Origin of the sequence: Labrenzia sp. THAF187b (genome assembly GCF_009363375.1) — a bacterium.
Lineage (GTDB): Bacteria > Pseudomonadota > Alphaproteobacteria > Rhizobiales > Stappiaceae > Roseibium > Roseibium algicola.
The window spans coordinates 1,358,580-1,374,883 of record NZ_CP045344.1 but is presented as its reverse complement, the minus strand read 5'-3'; the positions used below and the strand labels follow the sequence as shown (position 1 = coordinate 1,374,883).

General features: G+C 60.4%; 18 protein-coding genes. 5 read left to right on the top strand and 13 right to left on the bottom strand.

The features are described from left to right. Nucleotides 1-2 precede the first annotated feature (2 nt). Together hpt and FIV03_RS06360 are read left to right on the top strand one after the other, a co-directional pair. Nucleotides 3-566, top strand: coding sequence for a hypoxanthine phosphoribosyltransferase (gene hpt / locus FIV03_RS06365; RefSeq protein ID WP_035907880.1), 564 nt, complete (start codon nt 3-5; stop codon nt 564-566). Nucleotides 567-568: 2 nt separating this feature from the next. Next, on the top strand, nt 569-964 hold the full coding sequence (locus tag FIV03_RS06360; RefSeq protein WP_023002531.1) for a response regulator: 396 nt from the start codon (nt 569-571) through the stop codon (nt 962-964). 355 nt (nt 965-1,319) lie between these two features. Here FIV03_RS06360 and FIV03_RS06355 read toward each other — a convergent pair whose 3' ends face one another. From FIV03_RS06355 to argH, 4 genes are all read right to left on the bottom strand, one after another. Next, entirely contained in the window at nt 1,320-3,902 is a 2,583-nt protein-coding gene (locus FIV03_RS06355; protein WP_209009874.1) for a TIGR02302 family protein, read from the bottom strand. A gap of 138 nt (nt 3,903-4,040) precedes the next feature. After that, a complete protein-coding gene (lysA, locus tag FIV03_RS06350) occupies nt 4,041-5,315 on the bottom strand; it encodes a diaminopimelate decarboxylase (protein ID WP_152509035.1) in 1,275 nt (424 codons plus the stop codon). A 156-nt stretch (nt 5,316-5,471) separates the two neighbouring features. Further along, nucleotides 5,472-5,672 (bottom strand): lipoprotein, encoded by a 201-nt coding sequence (locus FIV03_RS06345; protein ID WP_145903830.1) that lies wholly within the window; start codon nt 5,670-5,672, stop codon nt 5,472-5,474. A gap of 163 nt (nt 5,673-5,835) precedes the next feature. Beyond that, a complete protein-coding gene (gene argH / locus FIV03_RS06340) occupies nt 5,836-7,221 on the bottom strand; it encodes an argininosuccinate lyase (protein ID WP_152509034.1) in 1,386 nt (461 codons plus the stop codon). Nucleotides 7,222-7,263: 42 nt separating this feature from the next. On the opposite strand from argH, the gene FIV03_RS06335 reads away from it, so the two are divergent. Then, on the top strand, nt 7,264-7,926 hold the full coding sequence (locus tag FIV03_RS06335; protein WP_023002526.1) for a TlpA disulfide reductase family protein: 663 nt from the start codon (nt 7,264-7,266) through the stop codon (nt 7,924-7,926). Nucleotides 7,927-7,996: 70 nt separating this feature from the next. On the opposite strand, the gene FIV03_RS06330 is transcribed toward FIV03_RS06335, so the two are convergent. From FIV03_RS06330 to FIV03_RS06290, 9 genes are all read right to left on the bottom strand, one after another. Continuing rightward, complete coding sequence (locus FIV03_RS06330) at nt 7,997-8,209, bottom strand: hypothetical protein (RefSeq protein ID WP_055660176.1); 213 nt, start codon at nt 8,207-8,209, stop codon at nt 7,997-7,999. A 135-nt stretch (nt 8,210-8,344) separates the two neighbouring features. After that, nucleotides 8,345-8,605, bottom strand: coding sequence for a hypothetical protein (locus FIV03_RS06325; RefSeq protein WP_023002524.1), 261 nt, complete (start codon nt 8,603-8,605; stop codon nt 8,345-8,347). Between the two features lie 300 nt (nt 8,606-8,905). After that, nucleotides 8,906-9,112: a hypothetical protein gene (locus tag FIV03_RS06320; protein ID WP_152509033.1), complete on the bottom strand. Its 207-nt coding sequence runs from the start codon at nt 9,110-9,112 to the stop codon at nt 8,906-8,908. Nucleotides 9,113-9,170: 58 nt separating this feature from the next. After that, entirely contained in the window at nt 9,171-10,661 is a 1,491-nt protein-coding gene (locus FIV03_RS06315; protein ID WP_152509032.1) for an AMP-binding protein, read from the bottom strand. A gap of 35 nt (nt 10,662-10,696) precedes the next feature. Continuing rightward, complete coding sequence (locus FIV03_RS06310; RefSeq protein WP_023002521.1) at nt 10,697-11,578, bottom strand: 3-hydroxybutyryl-CoA dehydrogenase; 882 nt, start codon at nt 11,576-11,578, stop codon at nt 10,697-10,699. A 138-nt stretch (nt 11,579-11,716) separates the two neighbouring features. Next, nucleotides 11,717-12,649, bottom strand: coding sequence for an FAD-binding protein (locus FIV03_RS06305; protein ID WP_055660182.1), 933 nt, complete (start codon nt 12,647-12,649; stop codon nt 11,717-11,719). 23 nt (nt 12,650-12,672) lie between these two features. Continuing rightward, the gene (locus tag FIV03_RS06300) at nt 12,673-13,422 is read right to left on the bottom strand and encodes an electron transfer flavoprotein subunit beta/FixA family protein (RefSeq protein ID WP_023002519.1); all 750 of its coding nucleotides are present in this window, start codon (nt 13,420-13,422) and stop codon (nt 12,673-12,675) included. Nucleotides 13,423-13,746: 324 nt separating this feature from the next. Beyond that, nucleotides 13,747-14,445 (bottom strand): hypothetical protein, encoded by a 699-nt coding sequence (locus FIV03_RS06295; protein ID WP_152509031.1) that lies wholly within the window; start codon nt 14,443-14,445, stop codon nt 13,747-13,749. Continuing rightward, nucleotides 14,445-14,957: an RNA polymerase sigma factor gene (locus tag FIV03_RS06290; protein ID WP_023002517.1), complete on the bottom strand. Its 513-nt coding sequence runs from the start codon at nt 14,955-14,957 to the stop codon at nt 14,445-14,447. Before FIV03_RS06290 ends, FIV03_RS06295 begins: the two co-directional genes overlap by 1 nt. 133 nt (nt 14,958-15,090) lie before the next feature. Here FIV03_RS06290 and FIV03_RS06285 point away from each other — a divergent pair, with 133 nt between their 5' ends. Both FIV03_RS06285 and FIV03_RS06280 read left to right on the top strand, forming a co-directional pair. Next, nucleotides 15,091-15,843, top strand: coding sequence for a hypothetical protein (locus tag FIV03_RS06285; protein ID WP_152509030.1), 753 nt, complete (start codon nt 15,091-15,093; stop codon nt 15,841-15,843). A 99-nt stretch (nt 15,844-15,942) separates the two neighbouring features. Next, nucleotides 15,943-16,275, top strand: a complete 333-nt coding sequence (locus tag FIV03_RS06280) for an RT0821/Lpp0805 family surface protein (RefSeq protein ID WP_075282759.1) — start codon at nt 15,943-15,945, stop codon at nt 16,273-16,275. Nucleotides 16,276-16,304 lie beyond the last annotated feature (29 nt).

The following is a 16,304-nucleotide window of genomic DNA, read 5'->3' as shown; positions in this document are numbered from 1 at the left end:
CCATGACATCAGATATCCATACTCTGTTCGATGAAGACGCCATTGCCCAACGTGTTGGCGCGCTCGCAGAGGAAATCGCCGAGGGCAAACCGCAAAATCTTTTGGTTGTCGCGGTTCTGAAAGGCAGCTTCATTTTTGCGGCCGATCTTGTGCGGGCAATGCACCGGGCAGGGCTGCAGCCGGAAATGGAGTTCATGCACCTGTCCTCTTATGGCGCCGGGACTGAAGGCTCCGACACCATCCGGATTTTGCGCGATGTTGAAAGTGACGTTAACGAGCGCGATATTATTTTAGTGGATGATATCCTGGAATCCGGTCGCACGCTCGCCTTCGCGCGGGAGCGGCTGCTGAACAGGGGCGCACACTCGGTGAAGATCGCAGCTCTGCTGGATAAACCCGAGCGCCGTAAAGCTGCCATATCTGCCGATTATGTCGGTTTTGCCTGTCCTGATAAGTTTGTCGTCGGATATGGTATGGATATGGGCCACGCTTGGCGGCAGTTGCCCTATATTGGATACGTTGTCGCCCCGGACGACGGAGCGGCTGACGGCAACACAGGAGAGTGAGCATGGCTCGCATTCTTCTTACTGAAGACGATGAAGCTGTCCGCAGCTTCGTAAAGCGTGCCCTGGAGCTTGACGGTCATTCCGTTGAAGCGGCCGAGGATGGCGGCGAAGCCGTCGAAGTTCTGACCCGCGAGAAGGGCAGCTTCGACCTGCTGCTTTCCGACATCAAGATGCCCGTCATGGACGGCATCGCCCTGGCTCTGCATACGGCGCGCGACTATCCACGGCTGCCGATCCTCCTCATGACCGGCTTTGCCGACCAGCGTGAACGGGCCAATGGCCTGGAATCCCTGGTCCATGACGTGGTCACCAAGCCGTTTTCGCTGGCCGATATCCGCAAGGCCGTGCGCAACGCCATTTCCGGCGATCTGCCGAGCGAGACCCGCCGCTACGCGTAAGGCCTGCCGCCGCAATTCCGAAACCCAAGACCCCGCTTCGGCGGGGTTTTTGTTTGGGCTGATCACGCCGGTAGTCACCGTATTCCTTCAGAACACAGAGAATTGAGCAAGCGGCCCATCCTTCGAGACGCGCGCACGTGCGCTCCTCAGGAAAAGGTTGTCTTTTTGAGGTGAGGCCTTTTGTAAGCCCCGCGGAGAGCCCAGCCACATTCGGATATCTCGTTGCCACAAGATCCACCTCATCCTGAGGAAGCGCGAAGCGCTGTCTCGAAGGATGGGCCACAAACACAAACATCACCGTCAAAAACAATTGACCCCGCCGAAGCGGGGTCGTGAACCTTTGTCAGAAACGGGCCTAGTACCGCTTCAGGAGCCGTTCCAGATAATCGAGCTCCAGCTGCGGCCGGGAAGGATCGGAGAAGCGACGCCGGAGCTCTTCCAGGATCCTGCGCGCCCGCTGAACATCGATTTCGTCGGGGATGCGCACCCGGTTGTTGAAGTCCGGGCCCTCGGTGCGCCGCGGACGGCCAAGAGGGTCTTCGTCCATCGGCGACGCGCCGTTGGGCGATCCCGGACCTTCGCCCTGACCCATCATCTGCTCCGTCAGGCCTTGAGCGCCGCGCCGAAGGGCATCCAGGGCGTTGCCCTGCTCGCCGAGCGCCTGCTGACCCTGTCCATCACCCAGGGACTGCTGAGCCTCGCCCATGGACTCGCCGGCTTCGCCCAGCGCCTGGTTCTGGCCCATGCCGTTCTGGCTAAGCTGGTCCATGAGTTCCTGCAGCCGCTGTGCCAGGTCACCCTGGCCCTCCTGAAGCTGCTGAAGCATCTGTTCCAGTTGCTCCTGGGTCAGCTGCTGTCCCTGGCCCTGTTGTTGCTGACCGGGTTGCTGCTGTTGACCACGGCGCTGCTGCTGCTGGTCCTGGTTGAACTTGTGGGTTTCATCCATCAGCTGCTGTTGCCGCTGGATCATTTCACCCAACTGGTTGAGCATCTCCATCATTTCGCTGGACATGCTGTTGGGCATCATCTGCGGCCGGCCTGCTTGCAGGTTTTCCAGCATCTGCTGCATCTGTGCCAGCAGCTCGCGGGCAGCATCACGGGAGCCGGTACGCGCCAGCTCCTCGATCCGGTCCAGCATTTCGCTCAGGTCCTGTTCGCTGAGCGTCTGCTGATTGCCGTCGAAAGGCTGCATGGCCTGCGGGTTCTGGCGCATCTGCTCGGCCAGTGCCTGCATGTATTCGTTCAGGGCTTCCCGCAGCTGCTGGGTCAGCTTGGCGATTTCCTCGTCGCTCGCCCCTTCTTCCAGCGCCTTGCGCAGGGCCTCCTGGGCATCACGCAGCTTGCGTTCGGCTGCGGAAAGGTCACCGTCCTCGATCGACAGGGCCAGGTCCCACAAGAGCGGCAACAGGGCCTTCAGGTCTTCGTCTGTCTTTGCGTTTACGAGAGAGCCATAGGCAAAGCGCATGCCCAGATAGTTGCGCGGCTTGAAGTCGAACATTTCCGGCGCCAGCATCAGGGCGTCGAACGCGATGATGACCTCGCCCTGGCTTTCGGCATCAAGCGCAAGATTACGGCGCTGTTCGACGACAGCGCGGGCCAAGGGCTTGCCGAAGCGTCTCTGGGGCAGGGTAATGCGGTACGCGGGCGATTGCCCTTCCTGACCGGCCTGGTCACGCGCCAGCAGCGACAGATTGACTTCAGAACCGGCCCAGGGATGCGACGTCAGGTCCCGGATGGTTTCCGCCGTCTTGGCTGTGCCGGCGCGCGGCGGCAGTGAAAGCGGGAACTGGGGTGCTTCCACAAGCGGGCGCGGAGCCCGGTTGTTGTTGTCCGGATTAGGCAGGGGCGCGATGCGAGCCTCGGCGGCCACAACGCCATAGTCGTCATTCACTAGATAGGAAAACTTGAGCGCGCCGCTGAGCTGTTCTTCAGGATCGTCCGTCAACCGGATATCCGGCGCATCGTCGGGCTTCACCGCAAAGACATAGCTCAGCATCGGCTCTTCGCCATTGAGCAGCTCGACGATACCGGTGGTTTCCAGCTCGAGCCGGCGTTCAACCGGCAAAAGCGTTTTCAGATCCGGATCTTCCGTTTCTGTCCCAAGTTCAGGTTCGATCACCTTAGGCTCGGCGTCTTCCGCACGGGCGTAGGTCATCTTGAGATCACGTGCGCCTTGCGTGCGGACCACAAGTATCGACCCTTCCGGCACGGAGATCGGCGCACCCGGGTCGCGCAACTGGGCGCTTTCGCCCGTCAGGTAAATCGGTGGCTCGCTGGTATAGAGCGGTGGCGTGACCCAGGCGTCGAGACGGCTGGGCGGTTCCACTGTCTTGAACGGGTTCTGAAAGGCCGAGACCAGCCGGCCGAAATGATCGCCACTTGCTGTCGAAAAGCCGATCAGGAGTACACTGGCGGCCAGGACGCGAAGCGCCCAGGGATCGCGTCGGAAGGCCTGCGGATCCGGCGCTTTCGAACGGATCGCTGCAACTGCTTCGGCTGTGCGACGTTGGTGCAACGCCCAGATGGCCTGGCTTTCGCGATCGCTCGCACCGACCGACAATTCGTCTTCAAGCGTTGTCAGGGGACGGTGGGTACGGCCCGAGGATTTTTCGACCCGGGAAAGCGCATCCTCGCGCGTCGGCCAGGCAAGGTGGAAGAGATCCCGCGCCGCCCAAACGGTGGCGGCAGCGAATACGAGAAGCCCGAGCGGGCCTGCCCAGGCGGGAAGGACCAGCCACAGACCAAGCCAGGACAGCCCGACAAACAGGCCGAGTACCACCAGCACCGGAAGCAGAGCACGCCACAGGCGTTCGATGAACAAGGCACGGCGGCTTTGGCGCACCAGCCTGTCCAGCCGGGATCGGATCAAGGCCCGCCAGCCGTAGGTCTCGGAAGAAATCTGTCGTTCTTGATCGGGATCGCTGTCGCTCGGGCTCAATGGCACCTCCGGTTTTGCCCCCCGAACTGCCCGTTTCTCCGGAAACGCAGCCCGCTGGACCTGCCCACCATACAATAAGGTGAGGCATAGCGGGCTGTCCGGCAACCTGTCGGTTCAACTAATTGTCAGCCGATCTGTTCACGAACCCTTGAGCCAGTCCGGAATCCGGTCCAGACCGAGCAGGTCTTCGTAGCTGGTCCGGGGGCGGATAACGGCAAATTGGTCTGCATTTACGAGCACTTCGGGCACCAGAAGCCGCGAATTGTAGGTGCAGGACTGGACTGCGCCATAGGCGCCGGCCGAATAGACCGCCAGCATATCCCCGGCTTCTACCCTGGGCATATCCCGGTTCTGGGCCAGAAAATCACCGGTTTCGCACACCGGACCGACGATATCGGCCTTGATTCGGTCTGTTTCTTTCCCCGGTTCGCGCACCGGGCGCACCTCGTGATAGGCCTCATAAAGCGTCGGACGGATCAGGTCGTTCATGGCGGCATCGACAATGACGAAATTCTTGTCGGCGCCTTCCTTCACATAGACGACTTCGGTGACCAGGATGCCGGCGTTGCCGGCAATCATGCGGCCTGGCTCGAACATGACCATGCAGTCCAGTTCGCGCACATGCTTCTTGACCACCTGGGCATAAGCGTCCGGATGCGGCGGCGGATTGTTATCGGTGATATAGGGGATGCCCAGTCCGCCACCGAGATCGACATGGTCGATCGTGTGGCCTTGCGAGCGCAGATCCGTGATCAGCTCGCCTAGACGCGCAAATGCGTTGTCGAAAGGCTCCAGCTCCGTGATCTGCGAGCCGATGTGCATATCGATGCCGGTGACCTTGATACCGGGCAGAGCCGCTGCCTCGGCATAAACGTCACGTGCACGCTGCCAGGGAATACCAAACTTGTTCTCGGCCTTGCCGGTCGCAATCTTGGCATGGGTCTTGGCATCGACGTCCGGGTTGATGCGCATGGACACCCGTGCGGTCTTGCCCATTGCAGTGGCAACCCGTGAAAGCTGGCGCAACTCGGGCTCGGACTCCACGTTGAAGCACAAGATGTCTTCCTGAAGCGCGTAGGCTTGTTCGGCCTCGGTCTTGCCGACCCCCGAAAAGACGATCTTCGACGCAGGAACGCCCGCAGCCCGTGCACGGCGCAATTCACCTTCCGAGACCACGTCCATGCCGGCACCAAGCTGTGCAAGCGTCTTCAGGACCGCCTGGTTGGAATTTGCCTTCATCGCATAGCAGACCAACGACGGAATATCGCTGAATGCGGCGGCAAACACCTGGTAGTGACGGGTGAGCGTTGCCGTGGAATAGCAGTAGAACGGTGTGCCGACTTCACGCGCGATCGTCTCGATCGCCACGTCTTCGGCAAACAGCTCGCCATTCTTGTAATCGAAGTGATGCAAGGGACGGCCCTCATGCGGCTGGATCAGGTTCAGGGCCGGTCGGTGTTACCAGACCGTGCGGAAGCTGATCGGCATTGAAACGATGGAGCGTATCGGTTGCCTCGGCAGAGCCGGCTCGCTCCGATGCGCAGCCGGCTCTGCCGCTGCGCGAATGGTTTATCGGATCATGAAATCCAGGAAAAAGGGCTTGTCGCTTTGCGGCGCTTCCGGCTGAACCGGTGCTGCCACAGCAGGATCAACCGCGGCGTCCGCCTGCTGCACAGGCGCTCCCGGGTTTTCCAGCCCGCCCTTGCGGCCACACCCTGCCAGGGTCACGCTCAGGCAAAGACCGACCAGAGCCAGGGTTTTGAACCGCATTGTCATCACCATCATGCCTTTTTGGATCGACTGCCCCGCGTCCGGGCGGACACGGGAGTTCTTACAAAGTCACATACCGGTCCTTCTCCTCGCATGACACGGCGCGTTCGGCAAGACCAGTTCGCGCCGTGCGTTGCGGGGAAAGCCGACCTTCAATGGGCCATCAGGCCTTGGCCAGCTCTTTCAGCCAGCGGCGTGCCTGCTTGCGTACGTTTACCGGCGACGTGCCACCATAGCTGGTTCGGCTGCGTACGGATTTGTCGACGGACAGCACCTGGAAGATCTCGTTGGTGATCTTCGGTTCCACCGCCTGCATCTCTTCCAGCGAAACCTTGTGCAGTTCGATGCCCTTCTCGACGGCAATCGCCACGATGCGCCCGGTCACGTGGTGAGCGTCGCGGAACGGCAGACCAAGAACGCGAACCAGCCAGTCGGCGAGGTCCGTTGCAGTCGAATAGCCCGAGCCCGCGGCCTTCTTCAGCGCCTTGGTGACAGGCTCCAGATCGCGGATCATGCCGGTCATGGCCGCAAGAGCCAGGGAAACGCTGGCCAGGCCGTCGAAAGCCTGCTCCTTGTCTTCCTGCATATCCTTGGAATAGGCGAGCGGCAGGCCCTTCATCATCACCAGAAGCGCTTGCAGCGAACCGTAGATGCGGCCCGACTTGGCACGCACCAGTTCCGCCGCATCCGGGTTCTTCTTCTGCGGCATGATCGACGAACCGGTCGAAAACTTGTCCGACAGTTTCACGAAGCCGAACTGCGCCGAGCACCAGATGACGATTTCCTCGGCAAGGCGCGACAGGTGCATGGCGGTGAGAGACGCCGTCGCCAGCGCCTCGATGACGAAATCACGGTCGGAAACGGCATCGAGCGAATTGGCAGACGGACGGTCGAAGCCGAGCGCCTTGGCGGTCATGCGCCGGTCGATCGGGAAGGACGTGCCGGCTAGCGCCGCCGCACCAAGCGGGCATTCGTTCATGCGCTTGCGCGCGTCGCGCACACGGCCCCTGTCGCGGCCGAACATTTCGACGTAGGCCAGCATGTGGTGTCCGAAGGTCACCGGCTGGGCCGACTGCAGGTGCGTGAACCCGGGCATGACGTCGGCGGCATGGGTTTCCGCCTTTTCCGCCAGAGCCTGCATCAGCTCACCCAGCTGGTCGTCGAGCGTATCGAGCGTGTCGCGCACCCACAGGCGGAAATCGGTCGCCACCTGGTCATTGCGCGAGCGCGCCGTATGCAGGCGTCCGGCAGCCGGGCCGATCAGCTCGGCAAGGCGCGCCTCGATGTTCATATGGATGTCTTCAAGCGCGCGGGAAAACTTGAATTTGCCGCTTTCGATCTCTGACAGGATTGTGTCTAGACCTTGAACGATCTTGTCGGCATCGTCCCGCGTCACAATGTCTTTTTCCGCGAGCATGCGCACATGGGCTTTCGAGCCGTCGATGTCCTGCTTATATAGCTTCCGGTCGAAGTCGATGGAGGCGTTGATCTCCTCCATGATGGCGTCCGGTCCCTCAGCGAACCGGCCTCCCCACATGCGATTGCTCATGTCCTGTCCCTTAGAAGGCGCCCCCTTGCGGGGTGTGAACGAATGACAAAGCCAACCGAACCAGCGAAAACCAACAGACGCGGCATTGTCGCCGCCGGGCTTGCGGGTGCAGTGGCCGCCGTAGCGGCTCTATACGTGATCGCTGGACCGAATGGCAACATCGCCGGTGCGCAAAGCTGTTCGGCTGCGCTCGATTTTGCGGCGGCAGCCAAGCCTTTCGCCACTGGAGAAGTGGCCGCCTTCCTTCCCGCAAGCGCACCGCTGGACCTTCAGCACCTGACCTTCAAGGGGCCTGACGACCAGCAGATGGCGCTGTCGGACTTCGGCGGCAAGACAGTGCTCCTCAATCTCTGGGCAACATGGTGCGCCCCGTGCCGCAAGGAAATGCCGGCGCTGGACGAACTGCAGGCGGAGATGGGAGACGACAATTTCGAGGTGGTTGCGGTCAATCTCGACCGGGGCGGACCGGAAAAGCCGAAAGACTTTTTGAACGAGATCGGCGTCGGCAATCTCGCCTTTTATCAGGACAGCTCGAACGATCTTCTGAAGGACTTGCGCAAGGTTGCGCGGGCAACCGGTTTGCCGACAACCATTCTGGTTAGCCCGAAGGGCTGCGAGATCGGTACCATGTACGGCCCCGCCGAATGGGCCTCCGGCGAGGCCAAGGCGCTTATTAAAAACGCAATGGCGGCCCCGGACGCCTGACGTCCGGCTGCCGCCAGAAGTATCAAGATCATCAGACCTTTCGAAGCCGGTGGAGGTGACCTCCTCCGGTTCAGACGCTGATGTCGACCGCGTTGCCCAGACCTGGAATGCGGCGCGACTCGCGCCGGTCTTCTTCCTGGGTTGCCTGAGCCTGCTCCAGCCGCTCGGCGACCTGGCGCTCCTGCTGGTTCTGGTCCCTTACCGCATTGGCAGCAAGTTCGCTGCGAACACTTGCAGCGCTGTAGGCGGCCGAGGAAGAGGAACTGTCGATAGCACTCGGCATGATGGGTTACTCCTTCGCCGTGGTGATGAGGCTTGTCCGCAGCCGTTAGTCACCCGTCATCCTTGCAATCGGGCGCTCCGGCTTTTGTTCGTTCGTCTTACGCTTCCAGTCGGCTTGTCCGGATGATGCGTCACATCAGGCCAGGATGTTGACCTGTAGTCCGACACCATCTTCCAGCCGACGCGTTTCCGCGCGATTTTCCAGCTGCTCAGCTTGCCGGCTCAGAAATTCTGCCCGGTTCGTGCTGAAACTCGCCTGACGTTGCGCGATCACGGCTGCAGCTTCGGAGCGTTTGGTCTTGAACGCTTCGGCTTGTTCTGCAACCTGGCCCGCACGCGTGTTGGCCTGGTTCGGCTGATACGCCTGGGATGCTCCATATCCTATTGCTTCAGGCATGGTCGTTCCAATCCTTGGATACGATTTCAATGTTCATCTTGAATGAAATACCTGAATTCAAAGGTAAATTTCCAAAACAACTCTCAGAGTTGCTGACTCAATTACTGAATTGATCGGAATATTTTTCTTAAAACTTTACGTAATTATGGATAAGCATCTGAAAGACCGTAACTTTCAGAAGCATCTCTCGAGAGGCCCTTTTCAGGCTTCCTCCGAAAAAAGTCACCCGGCGGCGCAACGAAAACGGCCCGTGCGGGGCAAATCCGCACGGGCCGTTAACAAAACTGCAAAGGAACGGGATCAGGCGCTGACGTCTACCCGTCCGCCGAGACCGGGAGGTGTTGTGGCCTGTTGAGCCTGAAGATTGTCAGCCCCTTGCTGCAGCAGCGCCACCAGATTGGCGTCCTGCTGGGCGGCCATCTTCATCATCTCTGCCTGAAGCGTCTGGGCTGTCTGTGCCTGGGTCTGCGCAACGAATGTCGTGGCAATGCCAACGCTGTCCATCATTAACTCCTGAGGTTGTGGCCATCCTAACCCCCTACCCTTAATCAGGTGTTAACGAATGTCAGTGCCCCTCCCGCAAGACACTGCGCCGGACCTTGCCGGACGGTGTGCGTGGCAACTGTTCCAGCACCTTGTAAACCTTGGGACGCTTGTATTCCGCCAGGTTTTCTGCCGCATGAGCGGCAAGACGGTCGGCATCCAGCTGTCCGGGGAGGGCCGGCACCACGAAGGCCGTTATCAGGCTGACGCCTTCGCGCGCAGGCACCGCCGTCACGGCCACCTCCTGCACTTGCGGGTCAGCTGCCAGCACCCGCTCCACTTCTTCCGGGGCCACCCTGTAGCCGAAAGCGTTCATCAGATCGTCAGCACGGCCTTCGTACCAGAAATAGCCGTCTTCATCCGTACGCGCCCTGTCGCCGGTCAGGAACCAGTCGCCCCTGAATGCGGCCGCTGTTTCCTCGGCACGGTTCCAATATCCCAGCATCAGGCCCGGTTCATCCCTGTGAACAGCCAGAAGCCCTGTCTCCGTTCCGGACACCGGCACCGGCGTGTCATCCAACTCGCTGAGAATGGAAACCTTCCGGCCTTCCTGAGGTTTACCCGGGGAACCCGGCTTTACCGGAACGCTGGGGCTGCTGGAGAGATAGGTGGAGATCTCGCTCATACCGAGCGCTTCATAAAGTTCGCGGCCGGTGCGTTCCCTCCACTCCCGATAAAGACTTGCCGGAAGCGCTTCTCCGGCCGTCAGGCCGTGGCGAAGGTCGGGAAAGGAGGCGGGCGTAACAGCGCCATACTTCAGGATACGCCGGTAGAGACTGGGCACGGCCGCAAACAGCGTCGCCCTTGTGTCTGTCATCAGTTCCGGCCAGAGGTCCGGGTCTCGGGGCCCATCATAAACAACACTGGTCGCGCCATTGGCCCAGGGGTCCATCAAGCCGGCACCAAGCGTATAGGTCCAGTTGAATGCTCCGGCATGAAGCAGCCGGTCGGAAGCGCCGATGCCATACCAGCCGGAATACATGGGCCGGCGCGCACTGGCGGCGCGCTGCGCATGCAGGACGCCCTTCGGCGTGCCGCTGGTACCGGACGTATAGACAAGAAAAGCCGGGTCGTCAGCGTGGGTCTCCGCGAAGTCTCCCGGCTCTGCCTGCTTCAGTTCGACCAAGGCCTCTGGACCCAGCAACATCGCGCTGCCCGCGGTCGGCAGCACGGTGTGACCATCGTGCAGCACCATCCGCGCGCCGCTGTCGGCCAGGATCGCTTCTGCTTCGGATGCAGTAAGTTGGGAAGACGTCGGGATCGGCACGAAACCACCCGCAATCGCCCCGAAGAACGCCAGCGGAAAATCACTGGAGTGACCGATCCTGAGAAGGATACGGTCACCGGGCGAAAGATCCGTGGCGCGCAAACCCGCGGCAACCGAAAGAACGGCCCGCGTCAGCGAGCCATAGCTCCATGTTTCCAGAAGGGCGCCACCGGCCCCGACCAGTTCCAGCGCCGTCTTGCCCGGGTCCGGGGCGGCGCTGGTCAGGCAATAGCGGGCTAGGTTCATCGTTACCGGGGCTTCTGCGGTGGCTGGCGAACCGATTACCGGGTCGGAACCGGGTGCTCGCCGCGGTAATCATAGAAACCGCGTTGGGTCTTGCGGCCGAGCCAGCCTGCTTCAACGTATTTCACGAGCAGTGGGCACGGACGATACTTGGTGTCCGCCAGACCTTCGTAAAGCACCTGCATGATCGACAGGCAGGTATCGAGGCCGATGAAATCCGCAAGCTGCAGAGGCCCCATCGGATGATTGGCCCCGAGACGCATGGCCTTGTCGATGGAATCAACAGAACCGACGCCTTCATAGAGCGTATAGATCGCTTCGTTGATCATCGGCAGAAGGATACGGTTGACCATGAAGGCCGGGAAATCCTCTGCGACGGCAATCTGCTTGCCGAGACGGACGCAGAACCCTTTCGAGGCTTCGAAAGTCTCGTCTTCCGTGGCTATGCCGCGCACCAGCTCGACCAGCTCCATGACCGGAACCGGGTTCATGAAGTGGATGCCGATAAAGCGTTCCGGACGATCGGTCGAAGCGGCAAGACGCGTGATCGAGATCGACGAAGTGTTGGTCGCCAGGATCGCTTCGGGCTTCAGGATCGGACAAAGCTGCGAAAAGATCTTGCGTTTGACCTGCTCGTTCTCGACGGCGGATTCAATCACCAGGTCTGCATCACGCAGAAGATCGAGGTCTTCGGCTGCCTTGATGCGATCCAGCGCCGCGTTGCGCTCTTCCTCGGTGATCATGGACTTGGACACCTGGCGCGCCAGGTTGCCGTTGATCGAAGCCAGGCCGGATTCGATCCGTTCCATGGAGAGATCGCTCAATCCCACGTCGAAGCCCGCAAGTGCACACACATGCGCAATGCCGCTGCCCATCTGACCAGCGCCGATTACGCCGACTTTCTTGATTTCGACTGCCATCCTGAAAATCCGATCTTTAGAAAACATCCCGATTGGACGGGTTGCGGCTATTTTTGGCAAGTCTTGCGCCGAACAGCAAGAACCCCGGAGCGAAAACTGTTATTCGCCCCGGGGTCCGTGATCAATTTGCCGCAGGTGTTACTCGACGGCAGCCTTCAATTCCGGCAGCACGTCGAAGAGATCCGCCACGAGGCCATAGTCCGCGACCTGGAAGATCGGAGCTTCCTCGTCCTTGTTGATCGCGACGATCACCTTGGAATCCTTCATGCCGGCAAGGTGCTGGATGGCACCCGAAATGCCGCAGGCAATGTAGAGATCCGGAGCGACCACCTTGCCGGTCTGGCCGACCTGCCAGTCGTTCGGGGCGTAGCCCGCATCGACGGCGGCGCGCGATGCACCGACCGCCGCACCGAGGGCATCGGCCACCGGCATGATGACTTCCTGGAACTTTTCGGAAGAACCGAGCGCGCGGCCACCGGAGATGATGATTTTGGCAGACGTCAGTTCCGGACGGTCGGACTTGGAAAGCTCCTCGCCGACGAATTCCGAAAGACCCGAACCGTCCGTGCCCGCAACAGTTTCAACAGCGGCAGAACCGCCTGCCTCCGCAGCCGCGAACGTGGAAGTCCGCACGGTGATCACCTTCTTGGGATCGCCGGATTTCACGGTCTGGATCGCGTTGCCCGCGTAGATCGGACGCTCGAAAGTATCCGCATCGACAACAGCCGTCACGTCGGAGATCTGCATCACGTCCAGAAGGGCTGCGACGCGCGGCAGGGTGTTCTTGCCGTTGGCGGTTGCCGGGGCAACGATCGCGTCATAATCGCCTGCGAGGCCGACGATCAGATCGGCGGTCGGCTCGGCCAGCTGGTGCTCCAGCGCATCGCTTTCAGCAAGCAGAACCTTGGCGACGCCGGAAAGCTTGGACGCGGCATCCGCAACGCCCTGAACGCCCTTGCCGGCGACCAGGACGTGAACGTCGGCACCAAGAGCGACGGCAGCCGTCAGGGCCTTTGCCGTGGCATCGCTCAGTTCGCCACCGGCGTATTCGGCCACAAGAAGTGTTGTCATGTTTTATCCTCCTGCGACGGGTCTTAAAGGACGCCGGCTTCGTTCTTGAGTTTGTCGACCAGCTCGGAAACGGAACCGACCTTGATACCGGCCTGGCGCGATGCCGGCTCGGTGGTGGTGACAACGGTGAGGCGCGGCGTGGTGTCGACACCAAAATCGGCCGGAGACTTTTCGTCGATCGGCTTCTTCTTCGCTTTCATGATGTTCGGCAGGGACGCATAGCGCGGCTCGTTGAGGCGCAAGTCCGTGGTCACGATGGCCGGCAGCTTCAGCTTCACGGTCTGCAGGCCGCCATCCACTTCACGGGTGACATCGACAGTGCCGTCGCCCAGATCAACCTTGGAGGCAAACGTGCCCTGGCTCCAACCGAGGAGGGCTGCCAGCATCTGGCCGGTCTGGTTGCAGTCGTCGTCAATCGCCTGCTTGCCGAGGATCACGAGACCCGGCTCTTCGGCTTCGACGATCGCTTTCAGGATCTTCGCGACTGCCAGCGGCTCGGTGGTGTCGTCGGTCTTCACCAGAATGCCGCGGTCGGCGCCCATGGCAAGGCCGGTGCGCAGCGTTTCGGTGGCCTGTTGCGGCCCAACGGACACGACGATCACTTCACTCGCCTTGCCCGCTTCCTTCAGCCGAAGGGCTTCTTCGACGGAGATTTCGTCAAACGGGTTCATGGACATCTTGACGTTGGCAAGATCGACGCCAGAACCATCCGCCTTCACACGGACCTTCACGTTGTAGTCGATGACCCGTTTTACGGGTACGAGGATCTTCATTTGGTCTCAACCTCTTGCTGGGCCGGCTTTCACCGCACCGCATTCTCCGGCTCTCTGCCCTCATGACGCTAGGTTACAAACGGCAGAATTGAGCCAATCGTGGCGCATGGCGGGGGACGGTACTGACCGACACGGCACCTGTCAATTGCGGTAAAAGGTCTAAGGCGGCAATTTGCCGGGCTTGGAAAAACATGCGTCGCAATGATGATAGTTCGGCAACGCAACAATGCGTGGAAAACCGGGGCTCAGTGCAAAAAAGAAACCGCGCGCACCTGTTACGGCAACACGCGGCGACTTCTCTGTTTTCCTGGTCCCGGCCCCCGGTCAGATGCCTGGGGTCTGCGGCGAGAACTTGTCGGACACCGGTTCGGCGAACACGGTTACCCAGGTGCCGTTCTCGTCCCGGCAGGCCGTGCCACGGATGGAAAGGTCCAGCCTGCTGAAGGTGGTCTCGCGAAGGTACTCGCGGCACCAGTGCCCGCTCTTGCTGCGGTAGGTCTTGATCGGCGTCAGGATCTCGCGCCAGTCGCCTTCCTGCCCAACGAACACGGGCTCGCCGCTGACTTTCGTTTCCAGCGCTTCCTGGACGGTCTGTGCCAAAAGCATCCGCTCAGTTTCCATATGTGCGGCAAGAGAAGACACGGCACTGTCCATCCGCGTCTGCATCCAGTAGGTGGTAAAGCCGAAAGTGCCGGCAACCATCACAAGTGCGGCGGCGATCTGGATCAGCACGCCTGTCCAGGACGCATGCGCATGACGGGGCGCAGGACCTTCGCGCTTGGCGAATTCCTTTTCGATGAGTGCTTCGAACCGTGCCATTGATTCGTCAGGCACCGGCGCAGCAACCGCTTTTTGCAGAATGGTATTGTCCTTGGACATCTGCTCCAGCAGATCATGTCCGCCACCAGTCGCGTCGATCCGGCGAAGCAGAGTTGCACGCTCCTCTTCCGAACCTTCCTCGTCCAGGATCTTGCCGATATCCTTTGCAAGCAGGATCTGTTCGCGCTTTTCGTCAAATGTCATCACATACCCCCTGGCATGCTGCGCAGCCTGACGCCCTGCGGGGCATCGTTCGTGTCCAGCCACTCGCGCAGTTTCAGTCTTGCGCGGGCAAGCCGGCTGGTTACCGTTCCAATCGGAACGCCGAGTTCATCCGCCACATCCTTGTAGCTTCTGCCCTCAACGGCGATCTTCAGAAGCACCTCGCGGTTGTCTTCTTCCAGCTCGCCAATGAAATCCTGCACTTTCTGAAGTTCCAGGCTGTCGGCGGCGGCTTTCGCGCCGTCGTAGCTTTCCTCGAAATCCAGCATGGCAAGGTCGAAAAGCCTGGCCCGGTTTGCGGTGTCGCGAACCGAATTGAAGTACAGATTCTGCAAAATCCGGAACATCCAGCTGTCGAGCCGGGTGGCCGGATCGAACTGGTCGAGCGATCGGATTGCACGTTCGCATGTCATCTGCACCAGATCGTCTGCCTGATCCGGATTCCGGCACAGCCTTAAAGCAAAACTCCTCAGCTTCGGGAGCAGACGGATCATCTCCGTCTTTAACGTATCTTCAGGCAAGGAGTTCTCCGCAAAACCGCTCTCAGCGAGACAACACGTAAGGAGACCTTTTGATCCCGACTTTTTTTAGACTATCTTCGGGAAGAACAAAGATTGCCCAGGTGTTATGCGTGCGAAGGTCGTAAAACCGCTCTCGTCGACCGCCAAAAACCCCTTATTACGAATTGAATCGCATCAGATGAAACGCGCCCGCCAGATTACATTGCAAGACCGCCTCTCTGCGATGTTTCGCATACTGCCGGGTGTTGCAGCTGCGGCAATGATGTTCTCTCTTGTCTACTTCAGCCCCTTGTTCGACATGAAGGACAGCATTGCCGCGGCCGCAGATTCGCACGGTGATCGCGGCAGTCGCAGCGATCGCGGAGGCCGCAGCGAACGTGGAGACCGCGGCGGCGACAGCGGAAGCAAGAGTTCCGGTGGTGACAGCGGTAGCAAAAGCTCCGGCGGTGACAGCACCGGTGGCAGCAGTTCCGGTGGCGGCGACACAGGTGGCAGCCGTTCGGGCGGCGGCGACTCAACTGGTAACAGTTCGAGCGGAAAAAGCTCCACCGGTAACAGTTCGGCAGGAAACAAATCGGCCGGTAGAAGCTCGGAAAGCAAAGGCAACTCCGGTCGCAGCGGAGGCTCCTCTTCTCCTTCCTCTTCCCGCTCTTCGTCGGGTGGATCGTCATCCGGCGGTTCGTCGTCCGGCGGTTCGTCAGAACGAACTTCTTTTAGCTCTGCCACACAAAAGTCCGGTTCAGGCGGTTTTTTAGATCGCATCTTTGGCGGGCGTCAGTTTAATGGTGATAGCGAGCCTTCTGGTGGGTCCCTCAGCGCGCGGGAAGAACGGGAGGCTATCTCCAACGGCTGGCAATAGATCCAAGAGGCGGGATCGGACTTGATTTTTCGTGGGTTTCACGTTCCGAAAGGGACGTTTTTTCTGTTTTTTTTGGCAAATATCCTCACAGGCTGTTCCGTGGCGTCAGTGCAGGACACGCTTGTCTCCCTGCAGGAACCCGCCGCGGCGGAAACCCGCAAACCGGCTTCAAAACTGCAAGCATCGGACAAATACCGGGCTGAAACCACGCTTCAGGCTGCGCTGGAGAAGTCTGTTTCCGGCAAGGACCGAAGCTGGAGAAACCCCTCGAGTGGAGCGAGCGGCACAATTACGCCTCTGAAGACCTGGAAAAATACGTCGGGCGACTTCTGCCGCTCCTACCGCGAACGGATCAAGCTGGCTGACGGTCGAATGATCAGCCGCCGGGGAGTCGCCTGCCGCACCGCCGATGCTGTCTGGAAAGCAGCCTAGTTTCCTGACCGGTCCGCATTCTTTTTGAA

Bases quoted from the DNA above. Each gene is read 5' to 3' on its own strand.
- hpt (WP_035907880.1), top strand. From the start codon at position 3: ATGACATCAGATATCCATACTCTGTTCGATGAAGACGCCATTGCCCAA.
- FIV03_RS06360 (WP_023002531.1), top strand. From the start codon at position 569: ATGGCTCGCATTCTTCTTACTGAAGACGATGAAGCTGTCCGCAGCTTC.
- FIV03_RS06345 (WP_145903830.1), bottom strand. From the start codon at position 5,672: ATGCGGTTCAAAACCCTGGCTCTGGTCGGTCTTTGCCTGAGCGTGACC.
- argH (WP_152509034.1), bottom strand. From the start codon at position 7,221: ATGAGCAATCGCATGTGGGGAGGCCGGTTCGCTGAGGGACCGGACGCC.
- FIV03_RS06335 (WP_023002526.1), top strand. From the start codon at position 7,264: ATGACAAAGCCAACCGAACCAGCGAAAACCAACAGACGCGGCATTGTC.
- FIV03_RS06330 (WP_055660176.1), bottom strand. From the start codon at position 8,209: ATGCCGAGTGCTATCGACAGTTCCTCTTCCTCGGCCGCCTACAGCGCT.
- FIV03_RS06325 (WP_023002524.1), bottom strand. From the start codon at position 8,605: ATGCCTGAAGCAATAGGATATGGAGCATCCCAGGCGTATCAGCCGAAC.
- FIV03_RS06320 (WP_152509033.1), bottom strand. From the start codon at position 9,112: ATGATGGACAGCGTTGGCATTGCCACGACATTCGTTGCGCAGACCCAG.
- FIV03_RS06315 (WP_152509032.1), bottom strand. From the start codon at position 10,661: ATGAACCTAGCCCGCTATTGCCTGACCAGCGCCGCCCCGGACCCGGGC.
- FIV03_RS06310 (WP_023002521.1), bottom strand. From the start codon at position 11,578: ATGGCAGTCGAAATCAAGAAAGTCGGCGTAATCGGCGCTGGTCAGATG.
- FIV03_RS06305 (WP_055660182.1), bottom strand. From the start codon at position 12,649: ATGACAACACTTCTTGTGGCCGAATACGCCGGTGGCGAACTGAGCGAT.
- FIV03_RS06300 (WP_023002519.1), bottom strand. From the start codon at position 13,422: ATGAAGATCCTCGTACCCGTAAAACGGGTCATCGACTACAACGTGAAG.
- FIV03_RS06295 (WP_152509031.1), bottom strand. From the start codon at position 14,445: ATGACATTTGACGAAAAGCGCGAACAGATCCTGCTTGCAAAGGATATC.
- FIV03_RS06290 (WP_023002517.1), bottom strand. From the start codon at position 14,957: ATGATCCGTCTGCTCCCGAAGCTGAGGAGTTTTGCTTTAAGGCTGTGC.
- FIV03_RS06285 (WP_152509030.1), top strand. From the start codon at position 15,091: ATGCGTGCGAAGGTCGTAAAACCGCTCTCGTCGACCGCCAAAAACCCC.